The 24100-nt window shown below is 42.9% G+C and carries 20 protein-coding genes; 12 read left to right on the forward strand and 8 right to left on the reverse strand.

Annotated features, from left to right (window positions below; all coding sequences use genetic code 11):
• Window positions 1–200: 200 nt before the first annotated feature.
• The 4 genes from OCV73_RS04805 to yihA all read right to left on the reverse strand — a co-directional run bounded on the left by OCV73_RS04805 (window position 201) and on the right by yihA (window position 2495).
• Entirely contained in the window at window positions 201–869 is a 669-nt protein-coding gene (locus OCV73_RS04805; RefSeq protein WP_147549738.1) for a YggS family pyridoxal phosphate-dependent enzyme, read from the reverse strand.
• The gene (locus OCV73_RS04810; RefSeq protein ID WP_147549741.1) at window positions 866–1321 is read right to left on the reverse strand and encodes a DUF4494 domain-containing protein; all 456 of its coding nucleotides are present in this window, start codon (window positions 1319–1321) and stop codon (window positions 866–868) included. Before OCV73_RS04810 ends, OCV73_RS04805 begins: the two co-directional genes overlap by 4 nt.
• A 41-nt stretch (window positions 1322–1362) precedes the next feature.
• Window positions 1363–1833 carry a nucleoside deaminase gene (locus OCV73_RS04815; protein ID WP_147549744.1) on the reverse strand — a complete coding sequence of 157 codons (471 nt, stop codon included), beginning with the start codon at window positions 1831–1833 and terminating at the stop codon, window positions 1363–1365.
• A 65-nt stretch (window positions 1834–1898) separates the two neighbouring features.
• Window positions 1899–2495: a ribosome biogenesis GTP-binding protein YihA/YsxC gene (gene yihA, locus OCV73_RS04820; RefSeq protein WP_147549747.1), complete on the reverse strand. Its 597-nt coding sequence runs from the start codon at window positions 2493–2495 to the stop codon at window positions 1899–1901.
• A 117-nt stretch (window positions 2496–2612) separates the two neighbouring features.
• Here yihA and OCV73_RS04825 point away from each other — a divergent pair, with 117 nt between their 5' ends.
• The 5 genes from OCV73_RS04825 (at window position 2613) to OCV73_RS04845 (ending at window position 8426) form a co-directional block, all read left to right on the forward strand.
• On the forward strand, window positions 2613–4601 hold the full coding sequence (locus tag OCV73_RS04825; protein WP_147549750.1) for a fructose-1,6-bisphosphatase: 1989 nt from the start codon (window positions 2613–2615) through the stop codon (window positions 4599–4601).
• A gap of 382 nt (window positions 4602–4983) precedes the next feature.
• Window positions 4984–5607 carry a recombination mediator RecR gene (recR, locus tag OCV73_RS04830; protein WP_147549753.1) on the forward strand — a complete coding sequence of 208 codons (624 nt, stop codon included), beginning with the start codon at window positions 4984–4986 and terminating at the stop codon, window positions 5605–5607.
• Between the two features lie 76 nt (window positions 5608–5683).
• On the forward strand, window positions 5684–7120 hold the full coding sequence (locus OCV73_RS04835; RefSeq protein WP_147549756.1) for a B12-binding domain-containing radical SAM protein: 1437 nt from the start codon (window positions 5684–5686) through the stop codon (window positions 7118–7120).
• 4 nt (window positions 7121–7124) lie between these two features.
• On the forward strand, window positions 7125–7874 hold the full coding sequence (locus OCV73_RS04840; protein WP_147549759.1) for a glycosyltransferase family 2 protein: 750 nt from the start codon (window positions 7125–7127) through the stop codon (window positions 7872–7874).
• Between the two features lie 12 nt (window positions 7875–7886).
• Entirely contained in the window at window positions 7887–8426 is a 540-nt protein-coding gene (locus tag OCV73_RS04845; protein ID WP_147549762.1) for a GNAT family N-acetyltransferase, read from the forward strand.
• Here OCV73_RS04845 and OCV73_RS04850 read toward each other — a convergent pair.
• Window positions 8405–9331: a cation diffusion facilitator family transporter gene (locus OCV73_RS04850; RefSeq protein ID WP_147549765.1), complete on the reverse strand. Its 927-nt coding sequence runs from the start codon at window positions 9329–9331 to the stop codon at window positions 8405–8407. The two genes, OCV73_RS04845 and OCV73_RS04850, sit on opposite strands and share 22 nt — an antisense overlap.
• A 317-nt stretch (window positions 9332–9648) precedes the next feature.
• Here OCV73_RS04850 and OCV73_RS04855 point away from each other — a divergent pair, with 317 nt between their 5' ends.
• A complete protein-coding gene (locus OCV73_RS04855; protein ID WP_167551210.1) occupies window positions 9649–10245 on the forward strand; it encodes a YqgE/AlgH family protein in 597 nt (198 codons plus the stop codon).
• A gap of 637 nt (window positions 10246–10882) precedes the next feature.
• Window positions 10883–15100: a T9SS type A sorting domain-containing protein gene (locus tag OCV73_RS04860; protein ID WP_147549770.1), complete on the forward strand. Its 4218-nt coding sequence runs from the start codon at window positions 10883–10885 to the stop codon at window positions 15098–15100.
• A gap of 251 nt (window positions 15101–15351) precedes the next feature.
• On the opposite strand, the gene OCV73_RS04865 is transcribed toward OCV73_RS04860, so the two are convergent.
• From OCV73_RS04865 to OCV73_RS04875, 3 genes are read right to left on the reverse strand one after another with little or no spacing between them, the layout of a single operon-like run.
• Entirely contained in the window at window positions 15352–15720 is a 369-nt protein-coding gene (locus tag OCV73_RS04865) for a diacylglycerol kinase family protein (protein WP_147549773.1), read from the reverse strand.
• A gap of 16 nt (window positions 15721–15736) precedes the next feature.
• Window positions 15737–16282, reverse strand: a complete 546-nt coding sequence (locus OCV73_RS04870; RefSeq protein WP_147549775.1) for a nitroreductase family protein — start codon at window positions 16280–16282, stop codon at window positions 15737–15739.
• A gap of 4 nt (window positions 16283–16286) precedes the next feature.
• Window positions 16287–16895 (reverse strand): riboflavin synthase, encoded by a 609-nt coding sequence (locus OCV73_RS04875; RefSeq protein ID WP_147549778.1) that lies wholly within the window; start codon window positions 16893–16895, stop codon window positions 16287–16289.
• A gap of 127 nt (window positions 16896–17022) precedes the next feature.
• On the opposite strand from OCV73_RS04875, the gene OCV73_RS04880 reads away from it, so the two are divergent.
• From OCV73_RS04880 to OCV73_RS04900, 5 genes are all read left to right on the forward strand, one after another.
• Window positions 17023–18585 (forward strand): DUF4435 domain-containing protein, encoded by a 1563-nt coding sequence (locus OCV73_RS04880; protein ID WP_147549780.1) that lies wholly within the window; start codon window positions 17023–17025, stop codon window positions 18583–18585.
• 9 nt (window positions 18586–18594) lie between these two features.
• On the forward strand, window positions 18595–19464 hold the full coding sequence (locus OCV73_RS04885) for a 1,4-dihydroxy-2-naphthoate polyprenyltransferase (protein WP_147549783.1): 870 nt from the start codon (window positions 18595–18597) through the stop codon (window positions 19462–19464).
• A gap of 578 nt (window positions 19465–20042) precedes the next feature.
• The gene (locus OCV73_RS04890) at window positions 20043–21353 is read left to right on the forward strand and encodes a TolC family protein (RefSeq protein ID WP_147549786.1); all 1311 of its coding nucleotides are present in this window, start codon (window positions 20043–20045) and stop codon (window positions 21351–21353) included.
• Window positions 21354–21364: 11 nt separating this feature from the next.
• Window positions 21365–22399, forward strand: a complete 1035-nt coding sequence (locus OCV73_RS04895) for an HlyD family secretion protein (protein ID WP_147549789.1) — start codon at window positions 21365–21367, stop codon at window positions 22397–22399.
• Window positions 22400–22401: 2 nt separating this feature from the next.
• Window positions 22402–23994, forward strand: coding sequence for an efflux MFS transporter permease (locus OCV73_RS04900; RefSeq protein ID WP_147549792.1), 1593 nt, complete (start codon window positions 22402–22404; stop codon window positions 23992–23994).
• The last annotated feature ends 106 nt before the right edge of the window (window positions 23995–24100 follow it).

The raw sequence follows: 24100 nt of genomic DNA on the forward strand, positions 1-24100 counted from the left end.
AAGAAAACCCCTTGATTATGTGCTCTCCATGTCCAACCTATTCCTACGCTCTTATAAATACCTAATATCCAAACAAATAATATTATAAATTATTTGTGGTAAAAATAACGCAATTATTTGGAAAAAGAATAATAAAAAAGCATGTTTTTAAGCATTCAGCTTTTTTAACATGCCATTTGACTACATTTTGTTCGAACAGGTTAAATACGTTCACCGAATATACCGCTGCCTATCCTGACCATAGTGCTTCCGTATTTTACGGCCTCCACATAATCTTCTGTCATGCCCATAGACAACTCGCAAAAATCGTTATTTCCGGAAAAAACTCCCTCTTTTAATTCCATATAAAAATTTTGTAAGTTACCGAATTCCCTGGCAATCTCTTCCCGGTCGTCCGTAAAAGTAGCCATTCCCATTAATCCGCATATACGTACAAATTTCAGTTCTTTAATTATTCCCCTGTCCAGCATACCCCTGCACTCAACAAAAGAGAAACCATGTTTCGTTTCCTCCCTTGCTATATGTATCTGCAACAGGCAGCGTACTTCCCGGCCGATAGCCGAAGCGGCTTTTTCCACGGCAAGAAGCAGGCGTTCGCTATCGATCGCATGTATCATAGAAACAAAAGGTACGATCTGCTTTACCTTATTCGTCTGCAAGGAACCGATGAAATGCCACTCGATATCATCGGGCAGCATTTCACGTTTGGCTATCAGTTCTTGTACCCGGCTCTCCCCGAAGACACGTTGCCCGGCATCATACGCCTCAGACAGCATTTCCACGGGATGAAACTTTGAGACTGCGACCAAGCGTGCCGTTTCAGGCAACTGTCGCTTATAATACGATATGCGTTCCCCTATCCCAGTCATTCCGGCCTGTCATTTTTCACACTGTCCGCCTCAAAAGGATATACATCCATCAAGGGCGTTTCTGTAATCGAGGCAACTTCATAATCCGCTAAAGTTCCTTTCATACATTCCATCAGATTTTCCACAGACCTTTGAAAGTCCGAAGCTTGCACTAAAATATAACTTGCGGTCTTTTTCTCCATACCGCTCTTTTCATCCAGCGTGATGAAATTAACCTTACATTTATACCAACGGTCTCCCGTTTCATCAAAAAACAACTCGCTGATATTGGCACGCTTCACGGCAGAAACAGAAAATTCTCCGGAAATAAACGGCGTCATTTCCTTTATAATACGCGCTTCCGCTTCGGTAAAAGAAAGAGCATCGACCAGATAAGGTTCATTTACCTTTTTCTGCATGCCATTCTCCATCATCTTATCATATTTGACCTTACATTCAAACCAATTTGCCATAACCTTTTCTATTCTTGTATTTCATTATAAACCGGATATTATCAATATTCGGTCTTATCCGTTTTTTCCTGCCATTTCTCAAATGCCCTGATAGCTTCATCGCGCAATAATGTTTCCGACGGCAATTTACGGTCCTGAGGTTTTAAATCTATCTCATCGTAAATAAAAGAATCGTCAAATCCTATATTCTTAGCATCCAGTTTGGTATTGGCATAATACAACTTATCCAGATGAGCCCAGTAGATCGCACCCAGGCACATCGGGCATGGTTCGCACGAACTGTAAATTTCACAGCCGCTCAGATCGAAAGTACCCAGTTTCTTAGCAGCTTCCCGTATAGCGCTCACTTCTGCATGAGCTGTCGGATCTATTGAAGCTGTCACACGGTTCACACCCCGCGCTACGACTTCTCCGTCTTTCACGATAACTGCCCCGAAAGGGCCGCCGTCATTATCTATATTTTTAACGGACAGCTCTATAGCTTCACGCATAAATTCATTTTTCTTATCCATAGTCTTATGTTTTCAAAGATTTATCTTTTCATAAATTACAAAGATATAAAAAGTCGGGACCTTTTTCAAAGATTCCGGTTAATACTTTCTATATAATCCAGCAGTTCGGTCCGGCCTGTCTTCTTTTCGGCAGAAGTAAAAAACATAGGGGGCAGTTCTTCCCATACCTCATACATTCGTTTCTCATACACAGCTATATTCCTTTTAAGAACATCGGAGCCTATCTTATCCGTTTTCGTAAAAACTATAGCGAACGGAACTCCGTTCTCACCCAGCCACTCCATAAATTCCAGATCTATTTTCTGAGGCTCGTGGCGGCTGTCGACGAGTACGAACAAACAGGTCATTTCCTGACGTTTCAGGATATAATCTTCAATAATGCGGCGTATAGCCTCCCGGCCCGCCTTCCCCCGTTGCGCATAACCATAACCAGGCAGGTCTACCAGATACCACTGGTCATTGATAAGAAAATGATTAATCAGCAAAGTCTTACCGGGTGTAGACGAAGTCATGGCCAGTCCCTTTTTCCGGGCCAGCATATTAATTAGAGACGATTTACCTACATTGGAACGTCCTATAAAGGCGTATTCGGGTAATCCGTTATCAGGACATTTGCGCACATCGGAATTACTAATGACAAATTTAGCCGTTTTTATTTCCATAAATTATCTTTCTTTTTCAGCATTTATATATGCAAATATACAGGTTTAACACAATAAGACTGCTTTTTTTCAGAAAAAAAGGCTATTTTTGAAAACAATAATGACGTCAATCATAATATGGATAAATATGCAACAATTACCAGCGAAATAATTAGCAACGATCTTCGCTACCTCAATTTGTTATCTAATAATTTTCCGACTATCGCGGATGCATGTACCGAAATTATCAACCTCGAAGCAATATTAAATCTGCCGAAAGGAACGGAACATTTTCTTACCGATGTCCACGGAGAATACGAAGCGTTCCAGCATGTATTGAAAAACGCTTCCGGTTCCGTAAAACGAAAAGTAGATGAAATTTTCGGAAGGACTTTACGCGAAAACGAAAAGAAAGAACTCTGTACACTGATATATTATCCGGAACAAAAACTGGAAATAATAAAAACAGAAGAAAAAGATATTGACGACTGGTATCTTATCACATTACATCAGCTCATCAAGGTATGCCAGAATGTGTCCTCCAAATATACACGTTCTAAAGTACGTAAAGCATTACCCGCAGAATTTTCTTATATCCTGCAGGAATTATTGCATGAGTCGCAAATGGACCCGAACAAGCAAGCCTATGTAAATGGAATCATAACTACCATTATCTCCATAGGGCGCGCCGACCATTTCATCATTGCCATGTGCCATCTCATACAACGTCTTATTATCGATTCGCTGCACATTGTAGGAGACATTTACGACAGAGGCCCGGGTGCACATATCATCATGGACACTCTTTGCAATTATCATAACTTCGACATTCAATGGGGCAACCACGATATATTATGGATGGGAGCGGCCGCGGGGAACGACTGCTGCATAGCCAATGTACTCAGGCTCGCCATGCGTTATGCTAATCTCGCGACAATAGAAGACGGCTATGGGATCAATATCCTGCCGTTAGCAACCTTCGCCATGGAAACTTATGAAAACGACCCATGTGAGGTATTCACCCCGAAAGCCGGAGGAACTTCTCACAATGAAAAGACGATGAGGCTTATCGCTCAAATGCATAAAGCCATAGCGATCATACAGTTCAAACTGGAAGCGCAAACCATCTTACGGCATCCCGATTTCGGAATGGACGACCGTCTTATGCTGGATAAGATAGATTATACTCACGGCATCATCACACTGGACGGGAAAGAATATTCGTTAAAAGACGCCTATTTCCCGACCATAGACCCGACAGACCCGTTCAGGTTATCAGAAGAGGAAGAACAAGTTGTGAATAAATTACGCCATTCGTTCACCAACAGCGAAAAATTACGTAAGCACATCCGGTGCTTGTATGCAAACGGAGGCATCTACCTCGTACGCAATTCCAACCTGCTCTTTCATGCTTCGATGCCGCTCAATGCCGACGGCACATTCAAGGAAGTTTCCATACAAGAAGAATATTACAAAGGAAAATCATTATTCGATAAAGTAGACCAGATCATACGCACAGCCTATTTCGACGATCAGGACACGGAAGACCACCGCTTCGCACTGGATTATATGTGGTATCTGTGGTGTGGCCCGGATTCGCCATCATTCGACAAAGATAAGATGGCAACTTTCGAACGTTACTTCATAGAAGATAAATCCCTGTCGAAAGAGAAAAAAGGATATTATTACGAATTGCGTAATGAAGAATCTGTATGCGACATGATACTTCAGGAATTCGGCCTTGACAAGCCTCATTCGCATATTATCAACGGACATATACCCGTAAAAACACTTAAAGGAGAAAAGCCCGTCAAGGCAGGCGGCAAATTGCTTGTAATAGACGGGGGATTTTCCAAAGCCTACCAGTCCGAAACAGGTATCGCCGGATATACCCTCATCTATCACTCCCGCGGATTACAGCTGGCACAACACGAACCGTTCCAATCGGCACAAAAAGCAATAGAAGAAGGTATAGACATCATATCTACCAGTTTCATTCTGGAGTTCAATTCCCAGCGCATGATGGTAAAAGATACCGACATCGGGAAAGAACTCATCACTCAGATCCAGGATCTGAAAAAATTGCTTTTTGCCTACCGTAACGGATATATAAAAGAAAAATCCTGAGGAAAGGTGTGTAAACAAAAATACAGACTGTAAGGAAAAACAGATAAACCTTAAGTAATAAAATACAAGGTTTATCTGTTTTCCGGTTTTTCGGAACCGGCGGAATAACATAACCAACTGTTTTTTACAGGATTTTTTCCAATCTTTATTTGTTATACATAACGATGTATGTCTCCTATCAGAAAAGCAGCTCCGAAACAGGTTACCAGTACAGCAAAAATTTTATATCTCCCAATATGAAGACCGGCAGGCACATAGGATAACCTTCCTTGCAAGAGCATTAATAACATAAGAATAATTTTTTTGACAAAAGATAGTCTCCGGCATTTCATCACACAAGTATTATCCTTTATCTTTGTTCTCCGAAACTAACGAACATTATATGAGCCAACAATTTTCATCGGCACTACTCGAAAACGCTGTTAATGAATTCTCGAAACTTCCGGGCATAGGACGGAAAACGGCCCTCCGGCTGGTATTGCATCTGTTGCGCCAGGATGAATCAACAGCCGAAAACTTCGGAAATTCTATCATCCGTCTCCGAAAAGAAATCAAATATTGCCGCGTATGCCATAATATATCCGATGACGATATATGCACCCTTTGCTCCGATACAGGACGAGATTCTTCAATTGTCTGCGTCGTGGAAAATGTCAAGGAAGTAATGGTAGTAGAAAATACGCGCCAATTCCACGGGCTTTACCATGTATTAGGAGGTATTATTTCTCCAATGGACGGCATAGGCCCCGGCGATTTGGAAATAGAAAGCCTTGTACAACGTGTATCTGAAGGAGAAATAAAAGAAGTCATCCTGGCCCTGAGTGCAACAATGGAAGGCGACACGACCAATTTTTATATTTTCAGGAAACTCGCGCCCTACGATATAAAAATTACGATTATAGCCCGGGGAGTTTCCATAGGTGACGAACTGGAGTATGCCGACGAAATCACTCTGGGAAGATCGATTATGAACCGAATGCCATTTAACGAAACATTCAAGCCATAAAAAAGCGAATAAATTTATACGAAATTCACCAAATCACCCGTTTATACATATAAAATCGCTAAACAAATTAATATTCATGAAATTAACGTTCTTAGTTCCTCCTGTTTTAGACCATAATAAACCTGCCGAACGGACTGCCGGCTGTACGCGCATCGTATACGCAGCCCCTAATATCTATGAATTGACTGTCGTATCCGTGCTCGAAGAGGAAGGATACGTTCCTATATATAAAGATTTTGTTTATTACCGTACTTCCCGGAAAAAATTTGAAAAATTCCTGAAAGAAGACAACAGCGATATTTACTACATCTGGACGGTCAACCTGTCGATAGAAAATGATCTTATCGCATTAGAACTTATCCGCAAATACCGGCCCGACGCTTTTGTAGTTTTTATGGGTCCGGGACCTACTTATTTCACCGACCGCTTTTTTACCGATGAAAAAGTCATTATTGCACGAGGAGAACCGGAAGTCATCATAAAAGAATGGACCAATGCTTTCCGAGACGGTAAGGATTGGAAGAAAACTGAAGGCATCTCATTTATGGAAAACGGGAAAATCATTCATAACAAACCCCATCTGTTAGTGAAAGATCTCGACTCGCTGCCTTTCCCGGCGCGGCATTATATTGCTAACAGGCACTACCACAACCCCAAGCTAAAGACAACACCTTATACCACGGCAGTCACATCGCGCAATTGTCCTCATCAATGTATCTATTGCGTCCCGAGTTCATTAACTTTCGCCCGGGAAATCGAAAACCGGAAGGAATGTCAAAAAAAACCGTTTATTTCATTCCGTTCTATTGAAAACATTGAAAAAGAGATGAAGCTTCTTCACGAACAAGGATATAAAGCGATTGGATTCATGGATGATAATTTCATCTGGAACGAAGAACGTACTCTGGCTATCTGCCATATCATGCAGAAATACGGCTTCTCATGGGGATGCCAGGCCCGCGTAGATGCGATAACCGACACGATAGCCCGCGCACTGGGCACGTCAGGTTGTAAATATGTCGATCTTGGAGTAGAATCGTTCAACGAAGATATTCTCCGGTTTATAAAAAAAGGAATTACCCGGAAACAGATATATGATGCCATCGGTTATTTAAAGAAATACAACGTCCCCGTAAAACTGAATATTCTGATAGGAACAAGTCCGTTAGAAACAAAAGAAACACTGAAAGATACTTTGCGACAGGCTAAAGAGTTAAAAGTAGACCAGATCATGTTCAACATCGTATCTCCGTTCCCCGGCACCGAATTTTATGCTATGGCAAAGCAAAACGGTTGGATTAAGGGAGGAGAATATACTCCGACAGATGTTCAACGGGAATCGATACTGAACTATCCCCATCTATCGTCGCACGAAATGGAGAAAATACTGTTTCGCAGCAATCTGAGTTATTTTTTCTCTTTTTATTTTATTTCAACTCAATTAAAACGGTTTACCTCAATCAAAGAATTTTCATACGCTTTACAAGCATTAAAAATTAAACTTTTCGGATAAAGATATGCGGTTATCGATAGTTATCATATCATGGAATTCTCTGCCCTATCTCGAAATTTGCCTGAAATCACTGCGATTCATACAGGAATGGGAAGATACAGAGATTATATGGGTGGATAACGGGTCAACAGACGGGGCCTCTCAATTTATTAAAAAAAACTATCCGTATATCCAGCGTATTATTTTACCTGAAAACCGGGGTGTGGCATACGCCCGTAACCGGGGGATCGAAAAAACCTCCGGAAAATACATTCTCCTTTTGGATGACGATACCGTAGCAAACAAAGAAGCTCTTTACGGAATGATTGCTTATATGGAATCCCATACCGAGACAGGGATATGCGGATGCCGGCTTACAAATGCCAGGAACGAGATACAGAAAAGCGATAAAGAATATCCGGGAATTGGCGTTAAATGCCGAAATATTTTCCGCTCGTATACACAAAGAAAAGAAAAAACCTTCCTTCCCATTTCCGAGTACGAGCCGGAATATTTGATCGGAGCCTGCCAATTGATTCGCAGAGAAGCCATCAATGCTGCAGGATTATTGGACGAACATATATTTTACGGCCCGGAGGACGCCGACTTCTGCCTGCGGGTACGAAACTGCAAATTCAAAGTCGTATATCTGCCGCAATTTTCAATTGTACATCATTGGAAACGGGTAACGAACAGAAACATTTTCTCCCGGTTAGCATTTAAACACATTCGGGCTTTATTTTATTTTTACAAAAAACACCACCGTTATTTTTAAATTAAGGGAGTCATGCCATACTTAACCGGAAAAAATATCACGTTACGGGCACTGGAACCAGAAGATCTGGAAATTCTATATCATTGGGAAAATATACCCTCATTGTGGAAATACGGCAGCACACTGGCTCCCTTCTCCCGGCATATTCTTCGCCAGTATCTGCAGGACTATACTACGGATATTTACCAAACAAGGCAACTCCGCCTGATGATCACATTCAAAGATATATCTATTGGAACATTGGACTGGTACGATTACGATCCTTATCATAACCGGGCAGCCGTAGGAATACTCATCGACGAGAAATACCAGCGACAGGGTTTAGGCCGCGATGCACTGAACACCCTGGTCAATTATTCATTCGGATACCTGGGACTGCATCAGGTATATACCTATATTCCCGAAAATAATACCGCCAGTTTACGGCTTTTCGAATCTTGCGGTTTCATCCGTTGCGGTTACATGCAAGAATGGCTTAAAGAGGGAAACGGTTATTCATCAGTAATCACGATGCAATTAATCAATAAAAATCAAAAACCATCTTTAGGATAATAAGGTTCCACATGTACGTTCGTCTGTGTCTGGTCCCCAAAAGTCCTGCGCATAGTCTGTTCCACCTGAGTAGCGATATCGTGTGCTTCTACGATCGATATATTTTTATCCACTTTAATATGAATGTCTATGATGAATACATGTCCGTTCTTGCGGGTTCGCAAATGATGGAACGCTTTTACGCCCGGAACATTCATGACCAGCTCCCCTATACGCTTTTCAACTTCCGCAGGCAAAGATTCCTCCAGTAATTCCTGTATACTCGGTAAAGCCAGCTTATAAGCAACACCAAAGATAAAAACACTCACGACGATAGAAGCCAGCGGATCCAGAATATGCCACTTATCTCCCAGAAACATCGCACCTGAAATACCTATTAAAGTACCTATGGACGACAACGCATCGGAACGGTGATGCCAGCCGTTGGCAATAACGGCGGGGCTATCTATTCGACGCCCCACGATAACAGTGTACCAGTATAACCCCTCTTTCACAACAATGGAAATAAGAGCGGCCCATAAGGCTATCGCCGAAGGACGGCCTATTGCTTTGCCGTGAAACGATTCATATACGGTCACACAACCGTTCCACAAAATGCCGAACGCAACAATAAATAATGCAAAACTGATTATCATTGTCGCAAAAGTTTCAAATTTTCCGTGCCCGTATTGATGGTTTTCATCTTTTCCTTTAGATGATATCCCGATAAATATGATCACAATAAGATCGGTAACAAAATCGGATAAAGAATGCACCCCATCGGCGATCATAGCACTGCTTCGCCCCCAGAAACCGGCCAGTATCTTACCCACGGAGAGTACAAGATTCACGAAAAAGCCTATCCACGTAACTTTTCTGGCCTCCGAGACACGCTGCTTTTCAGCCGGTAAAAGGTTATTTTCCATATCGAAAGAGTTAAATTTAAACTACAAAAATAGCAAGTATTATGTAATCAACAATATTAAAGCCCGAGTTATCATCATTCCCCCGATATTTGCGGAACAGGAATCATGAAAAAGCATAAAAAACAGTACTATCTTTAAAATTTACATGAAAAAGGTTGTAATTCCCGTTTCATTTACATAACTTTATTCACAAGTTTATGACCAAGAGGAGACATCTGTGATCAGATATATTATTATTCACTCTTCCTGAATATGAATTATCAGTCCTCATTCTTATGAATAATCACAATCTCCCCTTTGACTATAAAAACAAAGCTATGAAATTAAAGTCCGAAATATTCCGCATCAATTATGACCAGCAAGCACCCCGCACGGGCAACCTCATAATAGCCGAACCGTTTCTCAAAGAAATATGGTTCCAGAGAGGCGTTATCTGTTTGGTAGAATATAATAAAAGCGGAGCGATGGGACTGGTATTGAACAAACCGTCTGAATTATATCTTAATAATCTCATAGAAGGATTAAGCGACGTGGAAGAGATCCCGGTATTTTACGGAGGGCCCCTATCAAACGACCGACTTTTTTACATGCATACATTAGGGTATCTCATCCCCGACTCAATCGAAATAAAACCGGGACTTTATATCGGAGGAGATTTCGAAGCCATTACCTCTTATCTCAAAAGCGGGAATAAAATAAGACAACATATTAAATTTTTCCTGGGCTATAGCGGTTGGAGCGCCGGACAACTCGACGAGGAAATTGGCTCTCATATATGGGCTGTCTCTCCGTGCTGCGATCCGTCAGAATGTCTGGCCGGAGAAGGCGATATATTCTGGAAAGAAAGTGTAAAAAAAATGGGAAATCAATATCGCACCTGGCTAAGCTGTCCTAAAGAACCGTATTATAACTGAATCAAGCCTTGTAATTTCAGGAAACAGCGCTCTTATATATCCCACATATATATTAAAAAGCAAGCTTCTCTCATTACATATCTATCGCTACACTATTTTATACTTGTTTTTAAATTATAAACGAATTTAAAAACATACCCTCGTCCCTTATTCCGTAACATCCCGTATCTATCCATTTTATAAATGCAATATCTTTCCGGTTTTCATGCCGGTGGAAAAGCCGATCATTCGGGCCTTGAACCGGATAATACTCATATGAAATTAATTAAAAATAATATAGGCATTATTTATATCGGTATTTCAATACCATATCACGAACAAATGACTCTAAGCCAGTCTCGTTCACTGTAAATAATTATTAAGTAAGAAACTGCCATATCGTACGACCATTGCTTTACTCTTTTTAATTTAAATATATTCAAAAAAATCTGGTTTCTATATATATTAATTTTCTTAACAATAATTTCAGAGTAATTAATAAAAAACTCAATAATTTCTTTTGTTTTATGTTTTAAATATATATATTTGTGGTTAGTTTGTTTTATAAATGGTGGTGAATTATAAAACAATATTGATGATAAATTGAAATTTAAAAATTCTAATACTAATTTTCTAACACTAATTAAATCATTATCTTATGAAAAAAACACTACGAACGTGGCTTTCATTAATGGGAGTAGCTTTATTGGCGACCAGTATGAAAGTTTATGCCGAAGGAGAAACTCTGACGGAAGTATGGAAACAGACTGACATTCCTGGCCACGCCGATGCAAGACAAGGTTCCGCCTACGGTGGAAAAATTTATGTACAAGATAAAGGAGCAAAAAAAATCTATGTCTATGATGGCACACAAAAGACCGAAATAGCCAGTGCAGCAGGAACCAGCATAACTGTGGATGATGCCGGAAACCTCGTATATGCTCAAAAATTTCCTGTAAGTACGGCTGCTTCTCAGGCAATCTGCCCGGCGGGAGGTACCAGTTCTCAAGATTTAACCCTTACATTGAATCTGGACGGTCGCGTAGACTTTATGGGAAAAATGACCGGAAATATTATGAGTGCGGAAGGTGGAACCATGTATTTCTTACCTCCGACTGCAACAAAAGTCCAATGCGTTGAAATCAAAAACGGAGTGCAGACAGGAATTACTGAAACAGGAACCATTACTTCTGCCAATAACGGACAAACACATTCCATAGCATCTTCTTATGATGGAAAGATTGTTTATCAGGTACGTACGGACAAAGCGATTTATCAATTCGATGAAGCAAAAACGACAGCTACGGCATTCAAGACACCGAACATAAATTCATCGGCGGGATTCGCTATATTTAAATTGTACGGCGTGACTTATGTCGTATATCCTACCGGAACAAATTACAAAGACGGATTCTCCGTTGCCAATCAGGAAACAGGAGAAGTAGTAGCCGTACATGAAGAAGGAGCAAGTGCTGTTGCATCCTCAAGTGCGACTGCAAACTGGTTATACGCCGATGTGGAAAACGACAATACGGCATCAATTTACCAGTATAGCCCCGGAAACTTCGTAGCGAAATATACCTTTACGGTTCCAGCTATTGTCGAACAGGCCATAGCAGACCGTAATATTTTTGCTTACGGACTTACCGCAACCGAAGAAGGTGAGAACTATACGCTCGCTTATAACCTGAATACGGATGCGATGAATGTTACGATCAATATCAAAAATGCAGACGGAACTGTCGTAAAAACGATTGAAGGAACTACGGCTGCCGGGGCAAACTCGGTAAGCGTGGCTAAAGCAGATATCCAAGGCGACAATCTTTCCTGGGAAGTCGTTGCCAAAGGAACAGCCATTACCGAAATGGCACGTATAACTCCTCAAACCATGGATTATGCAGCGTGGGCTCCCTACGGTGTGGACGTTGACAACAACCCCGAATCCAAACATTTCGGACAGGTATATGTAACTAATTCCGGTGAAGGAAAATGCACAAAACCAGACGGAGAGATTACTGTAAAAAAAGGATTATTCATTTACGACCAGAACCTGCAACGCAAAACCATCGATGAAAAAACAGTATTCGACGGTAGTGTAGCCTTCGAAACGGTTGGATCCTATTATGATCCTCGCACAGTAAAAGTAGCTGCCGACGGTACCTTATTCCTCGGATGTAATGCAACGACGCATGCTCCGCTCTATACGATCGATCCCGACCAGCCCGATACCTGGACTCCGGTATTCGAAGGAACCCAAGATACAGAAGGCGTTATTACCGATGCTGATGGTAATTTCATCGCAGGAGGTACCATGTCAATGTCACTTATAGGAGGTATAAAGGATCAAAAATTGTATGTAGTAGGTACTAAGAAATTAGCTTCTTCATTCAGCATCAACGATATGTTCCTCTCTCTGTATAACATAGGAGACAAGAAAACATGGAACGAGGCGCCTAGTGCCAGATTAACAGTTCCACAAGGACTCACCAACACTCAAGCTAACCAGATACTGGCAGATCCTATGGGCGGTTACTGGGTTAGCCAGCACCGCGGAGCCGGAAATACAACCGAACCTACCTTGATGCACTACAATGCAGCTGGTACACGCGATTACGCACGTTATTCGGCCGATGCCGAACTTCCTAATTTAAGTTACGGGGCAGGTATGGCGATGACACTGGACGGAAAAACACTGGCGGTTTCTTCTTCAAAAGGTTCCAGTTCTCCGACCGTTACCTTATATGATGTGGTTTATGACGAAAACGGGACGCCGACTCTGACCGAAGGCGCTACTTACAATTTAGGTATAGGAGCCAACTTGAATGCTCTGGCGTTCGACTATGCCGGTAACCTGCACGCAGTTTCCAACTCCGGTGAATGGTATGCCGCATACGCTCTGCCGAAAGCTGAAAATGAAACAGCCGTTCCCTGCAGCAAAGACAATATGCTGAACAAAAAAGAATTGAAAGCAGACCGTAATATCTTTGCTTACGACCTCACAGCTACGGACGAAGGCAACAATTACAAACTGGAATATAAACTGAATACCGATGCCGCAGACGTTACCATAAATATAAAAAATGCAGATGGTAAAGTAATAAAATCGTATAACGGCGGAACCGCTGCCAGTGGTAATGTAGTAAATGTGGCAAAACACGATATCCAAGGAGAAAACGTATCCTGGGAAGTAGAAGCCACAGGAACAGCCATTACCGAAATGGCACGTATCACTCCTCAAACCATGGATTATGCAGCGTGGGCTCCCTACGGTGTGGACGTTGACAACAACCCCGAATCCAAACATTTCGGACAGGTATATGTAACCAATTCCGGTGAAGGAGATTGCACAAAATCAGACGGAAAGATTACCGTTAAACGCGGTTTATTCATTTACGACCAGAACCTGCAACGCAGAACCATCAATGAAAAAACAGTATTCGATGGAGGAATAACTTTTGATCCGCAAGCCAACGGAACATATTTTGATCCCAGAACCGTAAAAGTAGCGGCAGACGGCACCTTATTCCTCGGATGTAACACGACTACACATGATCCGCTCTATACGATCGATCCCGACCAACCCGACACCTGGAGCCCGGTATTCGAAGGTACACAGGACGAACACGGTATTATTAAAGACGCAAGCGGTAATTTCATCGCAGGAGGTACCATGGCGATGTCTTTCACTGGTACAGGAAAAGACCAGAAACTGTATGTTGTAGGAACTAAAGACAGAGCTTCTTCATTCAGCATCAACGATATGTTCCTCTCTCTGTATAACATAGGAGACAAGAAAACATGGAATGAAACGCCAAGTAAGACTCTAACAGTTCCCGAAGGACTTACCAACACTCAAGCTAACCAGATACTGGCAGATCCTATGGGTGGTTACTGGGTTAGCCAGCACCGTGCAGCAGGTAACTCTACAGAACCGACATTGATGCACTACAATGCAGCAGGTATACGCGATTACGCACGTTATTCGGCCGATACCGAACGTCCTAACTTCTGCTATGGCGGTGGTATGGCGATGACGCTGGACGGAAAAACACTGGCGGTTTCTTCTTCAAAAGGTTCCAGTTCTCCGACCGTTACCTTATATGATGTGGTTTATGACGAAAACGGGACACCGACTCTGACCGAAGGCGCTACTTACGATTTAGGTATAGGAGCCAACCTGAATGCTCTGGCGTTCGACTACGCAGGTAACCTGCACGCAGTTTCCAACTCCGGTGAATGGTATGCCGCATACGCTTTGCCGAAAGCTGAAAACAAAACAGCCGTTCCTTGCAGCAAAGACAATTTACTGAATTATGTAGAAGTAAAAGTATACGATCCAATAGAAAATCTTGCTGCTGAACCTAACTATACCGATAAAACAATGGTATTAACCTGGGACGCTCCTTCCGGAACCGAGACCCCGATCCGTTACGTAGTAGAATACGCAACCGTCATCGAAGGTGTAGCTCAGACCCCAGAAACAGCAACCGTTGAGGCCGGTACTACCGAATGGGCTCAAACAAATATGACCGATGGCATTTACCAGTATTCCGTAACGGCATATTATCAGAACGGCGAACAAGAAGTCGCTTCTGAAAAAGTCACGATTACAGAAGAATATAAAGCCCCGTCAAACGTAGAAGATGCTGTAGAAACAGTAGAAAAGGTTTATCCTAATCCTACAACCGGAATCCTGAACATATCTTCTTCTCAGGCTATAGAAGATATCGAAGTATATAGCACAGCCGGTATGCTGGTTACCAAAGTAAACGGTAACGGTGATAACATACAGCAGATCAACATCAACGATGTAGCCCCGGGTACTTACTTCGTAAAAGTAAACGGCGGAAAAGCAATGAAAGTAATTAAGAAATAACCTTAAACGACTCAATACATAAAAGAAATGGCGGAGGAAAATTTTCCTCCGCCATTTCTTTTATTTGAAAAACAATGCACATACATCTCTTAAACAGCAGATTACCCAAAGATCCGGAACCTATATTCATCCCGGAAACAATTTCATTAATGAAATACCAACTATAATTTTACCGGTATTAACCTAACGATTTATTTTTATCTCATACGGTTCCCGGAATATTCGTAACTCATAAAACAGCCCATTCCTTATTAAAAAATATAGGGCAGAAAGATAACACAACCTGTAATAGCAGCCGCAATGGCCACACACAATACAGCACCTGCGGCAAGGTCCTTGGCACGGCCTATTGCTTCGCGGTATTCCGGAGAAACATAATCGGCCAATACCTCGAGCGCTGAATTAAAAGCCTCGGCCGCAAAAACTATCCCGATAAGTATAATTACCACCATCCATTCCATAGCCGATATACCGAAAATAAAACCGGCACATACCGCACATACGGCAGCGACTGTATGTATGCGGGCATTATGTTCGGTAGACAGCAAAAGGCGGATACCGTTAAACGCATATCTAAAACTACGCGCCCTTTTTTTAAATGAGAAAGGCTCTTGCTTCATATCCGGTAATTTTAGATCAATATTTATTATAAGATATTACTTTCGAAAAATCTTTTCGTTTCTTTTCCCGGTGCTCTTGCACGGAATATCCTAACAAGACATCCAGCAAAACACGGCGGGAAGAAGGAATTCCCAGGAGTTTACGCATTTTTTTCTCATCGAACCAACCTATAATACAACTCCCTAGCCCTTCGTCGGCAGCAGCCAGTACGATATGAGCAACCGCAATACCCGCATCAATTTGTGTGAATTGCTTATCTTTTACCAGAGAGCCTATACCCGATGTAATATTGGGGCTCTCTTCTACGATAACGATATGTACCGGAGCCTGTTTTGTAAAATGGTTCATACCTAATACCCGGCTGGAAGTGGCATCGGCCGCCTGATTTTTCAAAACAGGATCGTCCACCACGATAAAATGCCATGGCTGGGCATTACAGGCAGAAGGTGCTGCACAAGCCGCTCTCAGAATACGTTCTATTTTTTCCGGCTCAACAGGCCGGGACATATCAAATGCACGGTCGCTTTGACGCTGCAACGCCAGTTCGAGAAAAGTTTCCATTCTCCTATTTTTGAGAGAAATGCATAATCCGGCTGATATATTTACCAATAATGTCAAACTCAAGATTCACGACACTTCCTTCCCTGAGACGGTGAAAATTGGTATGTTCATGAGTATAGGGAATTATCGCTACCTGAAAACTATTATCCTGAGAATTGCATACGGTAAGGCTCACGCCGTTCACCGTTACCGAGCCTTTTTCCACAGTCATATATCCCTGTGCCGCCATTTCTTCATCCAGATCATATTCGAACGTATAATACCAGCTTCCGTCCGCCTCGGAAACTTCCGTACAACGAGCCGTCTGGTCCACATGTCCCTGAACGATATGGCCGTCCAGACGACCGTTCATAAGCATGCTGCGTTCCACGTTCACTTTATCTCCTATCTGAAGAAGCCCAAGATTACTACGTTCCAGCGTTTCTTTTATGGCCGTCACGGTATAAGTATTGCCATCTATGTTCACAACTGTAAGACAAACTCCGTTATGAGACACACTCTGGTCTATCTTCAACTCATGGGTAAAGGAACATTCTAAAGTAAGATGAAGATTTCCTTTATCCCGGCATAAGGCTGTAACGACAGCCGCTTCTTCTACAATTCCGGAAAACATAGCGTACGGTTTTTAATGTTAACTTTATTTCAAGTCCCAAAAATATAAAAAATAGTTGGGACACATGAGCTTTTTATACATAAAATCACTACATTTGGATTACGCGTTATCTTTAAAGTGTACGATTATGGAAATACTTCTTCCTTCAAAAAACGATAATTCCAAACATGAAAAACTGATAAATCCGAAAGCCGTTACAATCATCGGAGCCAACGGTTCCGGGAAAAGCCGTTTCGGAGATGAAATAGAGCGGACTCAAAAGAATGCCAGTTTCCGGATCAGTGCATTCAATGCATTATGCACCATTCCGGACGAGCCGGTGAAACCGGGGTCAATAAGAGACCTCTATAAAAAAACATTGGATGTCTCCCCGTATGTAGCCCGGGACATAAACTCCGAATTCGAACAACTCATATTCCTATTGCTCAATGAAGAGCTGCGCAGCCTTATCATATACAAAGACGAATTAAAACAAAAAGGAAAAGCAGCATTACCCCGGACCCGTTTTGATAAAACTAAGGAATTATGGGAAAGTATCTTCCCGAAAAACAAATTAATGCGGATTGCAGGAAAACTTCTTATACACGGCAACGAAGGCACACAACCCTATAATGCTTTACGTATGAGCCAGGGAGAAAAAGTGGTTTTCTATCTCATCGCTGCCACCCTATATGCCGAAAAAGAATCCGTCATTCTCGTAGACGATCCCGAAATGTTCCTGCACAACTCCGTAATTAAAAACTTATGGGATTCCATCGAACAACTTCGTACAGATTGCACTTTCATATATCTGACACATGATATAGAGTTCGCATCTTCACGCTCCGACGGCAAATGCGTCTGGATAAAATCGTTCGACGCCGAACACATAACCTGGGATTATGAATTTATCGACGCACACGGAGATTTGCCGGAAGCTGTCTACCTGGACATATTGGGCAGCCGGAAACCCGTTCTTTTTATAGAAGGAACCGATAACAGCAGCATAGATATTAAATTATACCCGCATATATTCCCCGAATACCTCGTCAAACCGCTGGGAGGATGTACCAGAGTGATTGAAACGACACGGGCCTTTGCCGAACTCAAAAGTTTCCATCATCTGGAATCGAAAGGAATTGTAGACAGGGACAGACGTACCCGCAACGAAATAGCCTACCTGAGAGAAAGAAATGTTTTCGTACCGGAGGTGGCGGAAGTAGAAAATCTGTTAATGCTGGAAGCCGTGATACGCACGGTAGCCCGCCGGATGATGCAGAATCCCGAAAACGTATTCCGTCAGGTACGTGACAATGTAATCGCCTTATTTTCAGAAGAACTGGAGGAACAGGCCTTGCTGCACACCCGCCACAGGATACGCAGGCAACTCGAATACACGATAGACCGGCGCGTCAAGACTATAGATGAACTTTCTAACCATATCAACAACCTTACGGCCGATATAGACTCCAAATTCGTATTTAAGAGTATTTGTAACGAATTCAGGGGATTTGTCAGGGACAAAGACTACTCGTCCATCCTCCGTGTATATAATCAGAAAGGAATGTTGCCCCAAAGCAAAGTTGCACAACTTTGCGGCTTGTCCGGTAAAGAGAAATACCTTAGCTTTGTACTTTCAATTTTAAAAGAGAACAAAGCCGATGCCGCTTACCTTCGCAAAGCGATCAAAGCATGTTTCGGTCTTAATTAAAAAATAAATATGCTTAAAGACTGGATTTCTGCCGCCCGGCCACGGACATTGCCCGTATCTGCCGGGCCGGTAATCGCCGCCACAGCTTTCGCGTGGCATAACCAAAACTTCCGGTGGGTACCGGCACTTTTGTGCCTGATGTTTGCGCTGCTGGCACAAATAGCGTCAAATCTCGCCAATGACTACTTCGATTTCAAAAAAGGAAGCGACAAAATCGGTCGCGTAGGTCCCCGCCGTGCAGTCGTATCGGGAGATATTTCTCCCCGGGCCATGCTCTCGGCCACCTTGATAACTTTAGGAACAGCCTGTTTATTCGGATGCGGCCTTATCTGGTATACGGGATGGTGGCTTATTCCGGCAGGTATTCTTATCGCATTATTTGCACTTGCCTACACAGCCGGCCCCTATCCTCTTTCTTATCACGGATTAGGAGATATAACCGTATTTGTTTTCTTCGGACTCGTTGCAGTAAACCTTACCTACTATGTGCAAGCACTGACATTCGATATGGACGTATTTCTATCAAGTATAGCCATCGGATTACTGTCGGTCAATGTACTTATCGTGAACAACTACCGGGATATGGAAGACGACAAAGACGCTCATAAAAAAACAACGGTAGTATTATTCGGCAGAAAAACCATGGGAATAATCTATCTGCTTAACGGACTTTTCGCCGTTATTCTCACATGGCCGGTATGGAAATTATCCACCATATTTCCCGTTCTGGTCCCCTTCCTTTTCATGGTATTGCATTATGCATCGTGGAGGGCGCTATTGCAACTGAAAGGGAGGGAGCTAAATAAAGTTCTGGGACGTACCGCGCGAAACCTTCTCATCTTTACACTGCTTATAACAATTACATTGATCTGCTTCTAATACAGGCTAAGTTTCAAATACAGCAAAGGAGATTATAAATGACCTCCTTTGCTGTATTTGGCTTCTGATATATAATTACATATCACCGAAAATAATGTCACGATATTATCTTTTTGAAACAACTTCTTTGAATAGAATATGATTAAAATAGCTAATAAGCAGGAAATGAAATAACCGAAATTTCCATGTAGGAAATCACATCGTATACTTCGTAATCTACAAACATTCGACAACCTGAATTCATCGGGATTCTTTTTCTCTATGAAAGTCGGTAACGGTGTTTTTAGAATATTGCCGACACAACATTTAAATTACTTATTATTAGCAATATATACTTATCACATACCTGTATTACCTTGTTAAAAAAGCAAAAAAAGTCGCTTTGTTGGGGTCACAAGTTATGGGTTTTTTGGCTACCTTTGCACCCGAAATGGAACATATATCAGGATTGCAATATACTATTAAACAGATAGTTCGCTATAAAAATAAGATTTGCGACTTTCATACATGGGTAGAGACCACGATTTAGTCTCTACGATTCTCTCCTTTTCAATTTTCATCAAATAAAATAATCAATTATGAGCAAAAGAAACAGGCTCATAGTGCTATGTTATATAGCGCTATGCAGCCAGAGTCTATATGCCCAGACTCGATTGATGGGCATAGAAGAAATGTTCAGCCTGGCTGACGAAAAAAGTACGAGTCTCGAGGCGTACAATATCGGTCGGGAGGCCGCGGACGAGGCTTTGAAAGCAGCTAAAGCCCAACGTCTTCCTGAGTTGAATGTATCTGCCTCCGTGAGTTATTGGGGTAACGGCGTGTTGTGGGACAGGGATTTCGGCAACGGTATGAAAGTAGATATGCCGCATTTCGGGAACAACTTTGCATTAGAAGCCCAACAAGTAATTTATACCGGCGGAGCAATCAGCAGCGGTATAAAACAGGCGGAACTGGGGAGGCTGTTGGCGGAACTCGACTGGCAGAAAAACCGGCAGGAGGTTCGGTTTTTGCTTGCCGGAAATTACCTGAATCTCTACAAACTGGACAATCAGATACAAGTCCTGCAAAAGAATCTTGAACTGACGGAGCAGATATTGGCCGATATGATTGTCCGCCGGGAACAGGGTACGGTGCTTAAAAACGACATTACCCGATATGAACTCCAACGTGAACAAATCAAATTACAATTGGCAAAGGTGCAGGACAACCGGAAAATCCTCAATCATCAGTTGGTAACAACCCTGCATTTGCCCGAGGGTACGGAGATAATGCCGGACACGACCTTGTTGGAGCAACAATTTGTGACTTTGGCCGAAAACGACTGGCAGAAGTTGGCGCAAGATAACAACATCACCTTGCAACAGTCGCAAACAGCGATTCGTATGAACGAGCAGAAAGTGAAGCAGGAACGGTCGGAACTACTGCCGCATATTTCCCTTGTTGCCGCCGACCATTTGGACGGGCCGATTACCATAGAAGTCCCCGTACTGAACAATAATTTCAACTACTGGTATGTCGGGGTCGGAGTGAGTTTCAAGATTTCGTCCCTTTACAAGAACAATCGAAAGGTAAAGGCTGCCCGTGTGAATGTCCGTCGGGCACAGGAACAATATCAGTTGGCACAGGAACAGGTAGAGAATGCGGTACAAGCAGGTTATACGAATTTTCTGACGGCTTTTACTGATTTACACACACAGGAAAATAGTGTAAAACTGGCTGATGAGAACTATTCCGTAACCAGTAACCGCTATCAGAACGAGATGGCTTTACTCACGGATATGCTGGATGCAAGCAACATGAAGATAAGTGCCGACCTCGGACTTGCGAATGCGCGTATCAATGTGATATACAATTACTATAAAATGAAATACATTACTCACACTTTATAATTCGTAACATTATGACGGCAAGAAAAACAAAAAAGCTGATTCACAATACCGTTATTGTCTGCCTTTTGGCGGGAGGACTGGTTTATGTCTGCTCGCGTTTCATCCATTTGGGAAATGTGGAATATACGGACAACGCACAGGTAAAACAACACATCACGCCTATCAACACTCGCGTACAGGGATTCATCAAGAAGATATATTTCGATGAATACCAACCGGTACATAAAGGCGATACGCTGCTCGTTATCGAGGATGCGGAGTTCAGTTTGCGTTTGGCTCAAGCCGAAGCCGACCTTGCCAATGCACTTTCGGGACAGCAGGCCACTCATGCTGGAATTGCCACGACCCAAAACAATTTGAGTGTGAACGACGCGACCATCGAGGAAGTACGTGTACAAAAGGAGAATGCCGAACGTGAACTGAACCGCTACAAGAAACTGTTGGACGAAGATGCCGTAACGCAACAGCAATACGACAATGTGCTGACCGCATACGAAGCCATCAAAGCACGTTATGAGCAAGTGTCGCGTATGCGCCAATCTACCTTGCTTGCAAAGGACGAGCAGACACACCGGTTAGGACAAAACGAAGCAGGTATACGCCTGGCGGAAGCCGCTGTGGATTTGGCGCGGTTGAATCTCTCCTATACCGTGATTATCGCCACTTGCGACGGCGTGACCGGGCGTAAGGAAATCCACGAGGGGCAGTTGGTACAACCGGGGCAGACGATGGTGGATGTAGTCGATAATGGCGATTTATGGGTGGTTGCCAATTATCGGGAAACACAGCTTCGGAATATCCGGGAAGGGGCGGAAGTCTCTTTTACCGCTGATGCCGTACCGGGTATTATTTATACCGGCTTCGTAGAGTCTATTTCGGACGCTACCGGAGCTGCCTTTTCTATGATTCCGCAGGATAACGCGACAGGGAACTTCGTTAAAGTGGAGCAGCGGGTTCCCGTGCGTATCCGGCTGAAAGAGAATGACACCGAAGCCGTCAGCCGTTTGAGAGCAGGTTTCAATGTGGAATGTAAGGTAAAATATTGAATATGGCGGAATCTACACATAAAGTACCTTTTTCGATGCCGATGTTCCGAGGGGGTATTCCCGAAAGGATACGGCCGTGGGTGTATATATTCATCGTCCTGACATTCCAGTTTTCGGGAGGTATGTATCTCGGAGCATTGAGCCAGATAATGGGTGAAACCACATTAATGCGCGAAGACTTGCTGATGTGTCTTTACGCGAACTTGGCAGGAATGGCGATTTATTTTCCATTGCTGTTCCGCATGAAGTTCCGTTTTACGAACAAGACGCTGCTGATGGGCGCAGCCACGGGTGTATTACTCTGCAATCTGGTAGCCCCTCACATTACATATCTTCCCCTGTTATGGGCTATATGCTTTATCGAAGGAATGTGTAAAATACAGGGAACATTCGAGTGCATGTCAAACATTCAGTTGTGGATGAGTCCGACCCGCGACTTTACGGTATTCTTTCCAGTGCTTCATATTATTATCATCGGAAGCATGCAGTTGTCCGATTTGCTTGCGGTCTATTTGATGTATCATTTCCATTGGAGTTACATGCACCTGCTCGTAAGCGGATTCATGATGGTCGATTTGCTGATTCTGACAACGTGCATACGTCATTTCCGCACATTCAAGAAACTACCGTTGTTCGGTATCGACTGGTTAGGCGGAATCCTTTGGGCGGTTTTAGCGTTGGAAATTACCTATCTGTTTAATTACGGAGAGTTTTACGACTGGTGGAACAGTCCCGTCATCCGCCAGTTGAGTTGGGTTATCGGGGTTACATTGACAGTCTGCCTATGGCGCATGTTCACAATACGACATCCGTACTTGGAACCGCAAATGTGGACGTACCGCAATTTTTTTCCGGTTCTGATTTTGATTACGTTAGTGGAAATGTTTTTTGCCACCGAACATGTATTGGAACACGTATTCCTTAAAGAAGTGATGCACTACGAGGAAATGGTCAGCGTACAGTTGAACGGGCCTATCCTTGTCGGGGCATTGGCCGGCTGTTTGTTCTCCTACTGGTGGATGCATATTAAGCGTTTCGGTTTCGTGAAGCTGATTGCGATAGGTGTGACGGGTATTACTTGTTATTTGATTACGTTTTACTTCACCATATCTGCGGAAATACATCTGTCGCAACTTTATTTCCCAATGATTTGTCGAGGATTTGCATACGCTGTGTTAAGCGTGACATGTATGACTTGCATGGAGGAACTTATGGATTTCCGCCACTTTTTTCAGTCATTGGCAGCATTCAATATGCTTCACATGGTGCTGGGCGGTGTGATTGGCTCGGCAATTTATTCACGTACGCTGGCGTATTATATGCCCGACAATATAGCGCGTTACGGTGCGGCAATAGACCGGATAACTGCCGGGCGAGACCATATCACCGCCGGCAATGTCACCGGGGAGTTTATGGAACAAATGCAGGAGGTCAGTGTCCGTCAGATTTACGGATGGGCTATTTATGCCTGCATCTTCCTGCTCCTGCTTTTCCTTTTGCACGATGCGCCTGTGCGCCGGGAGTTCAAGCCAATGCCCAGTTGGAAAAAGGTATGGAAAAATGTTTACAAGACGGTTGCAGGAAACAACGGATAATTATTTAAGCCGAAAATTATGAGGTTATTTATATAGGGCTGGATTCGCTATCGTCATTCTATGGATAGCAGAATCCGCCGATTTATCGAAACTCCTTGGGCGGGAG

The organism is Barnesiella propionica (assembly GCF_025567045.1).
Lineage (GTDB): Bacteria > Bacteroidota > Bacteroidia > Bacteroidales > Barnesiellaceae > Barnesiella_B > Barnesiella_B propionica.

Excerpts from the sequence above, each read along its gene's own strand:
- OCV73_RS04805 (WP_147549738.1), bottom strand. The coding sequence starts at position 869 with ATGACTGGGATAGGGGAACGCATATCGTATTATAAGCGACAGTTGCCT.
- OCV73_RS04810 (WP_147549741.1), bottom strand. The coding sequence starts at position 1,321 with ATGGCAAATTGGTTTGAATGTAAGGTCAAATATGATAAGATGATGGAG.
- OCV73_RS04815 (WP_147549744.1), bottom strand. The coding sequence starts at position 1,833 with ATGGATAAGAAAAATGAATTTATGCGTGAAGCTATAGAGCTGTCCGTT.
- yihA (WP_147549747.1), bottom strand. The coding sequence starts at position 2,495 with ATGGAAATAAAAACGGCTAAATTTGTCATTAGTAATTCCGATGTGCGC.
- OCV73_RS04825 (WP_147549750.1), top strand. The coding sequence starts at position 2,613 with ATGGATAAATATGCAACAATTACCAGCGAAATAATTAGCAACGATCTT.
- recR (WP_147549753.1), top strand. The coding sequence starts at position 4,984 with ATGAGCCAACAATTTTCATCGGCACTACTCGAAAACGCTGTTAATGAA.
- OCV73_RS04835 (WP_147549756.1), top strand. The coding sequence starts at position 5,684 with ATGAAATTAACGTTCTTAGTTCCTCCTGTTTTAGACCATAATAAACCT.
- OCV73_RS04840 (WP_147549759.1), top strand. The coding sequence starts at position 7,125 with ATGCGGTTATCGATAGTTATCATATCATGGAATTCTCTGCCCTATCTC.
- OCV73_RS04845 (WP_147549762.1), top strand. The coding sequence starts at position 7,887 with ATGCCATACTTAACCGGAAAAAATATCACGTTACGGGCACTGGAACCA.
- OCV73_RS04850 (WP_147549765.1), bottom strand. The coding sequence starts at position 9,331 with ATGGAAAATAACCTTTTACCGGCTGAAAAGCAGCGTGTCTCGGAGGCC.
- OCV73_RS04855 (WP_167551210.1), top strand. The coding sequence starts at position 9,649 with ATGAAATTAAAGTCCGAAATATTCCGCATCAATTATGACCAGCAAGCA.
- OCV73_RS04860 (WP_147549770.1), top strand. The coding sequence starts at position 10,883 with ATGAAAAAAACACTACGAACGTGGCTTTCATTAATGGGAGTAGCTTTA.
- OCV73_RS04865 (WP_147549773.1), bottom strand. The coding sequence starts at position 15,720 with ATGAAGCAAGAGCCTTTCTCATTTAAAAAAAGGGCGCGTAGTTTTAGA.
- OCV73_RS04870 (WP_147549775.1), bottom strand. The coding sequence starts at position 16,282 with ATGGAAACTTTTCTCGAACTGGCGTTGCAGCGTCAAAGCGACCGTGCA.
- OCV73_RS04875 (WP_147549778.1), bottom strand. The coding sequence starts at position 16,895 with ATGTTTTCCGGAATTGTAGAAGAAGCGGCTGTCGTTACAGCCTTATGC.
- OCV73_RS04880 (WP_147549780.1), top strand. The coding sequence starts at position 17,023 with ATGGAAATACTTCTTCCTTCAAAAAACGATAATTCCAAACATGAAAAA.
- OCV73_RS04885 (WP_147549783.1), top strand. The coding sequence starts at position 18,595 with ATGCTTAAAGACTGGATTTCTGCCGCCCGGCCACGGACATTGCCCGTA.
- OCV73_RS04890 (WP_147549786.1), top strand. The coding sequence starts at position 20,043 with ATGAGCAAAAGAAACAGGCTCATAGTGCTATGTTATATAGCGCTATGC.
- OCV73_RS04895 (WP_147549789.1), top strand. The coding sequence starts at position 21,365 with ATGACGGCAAGAAAAACAAAAAAGCTGATTCACAATACCGTTATTGTC.
- OCV73_RS04900 (WP_147549792.1), top strand. The coding sequence starts at position 22,402 with ATGGCGGAATCTACACATAAAGTACCTTTTTCGATGCCGATGTTCCGA.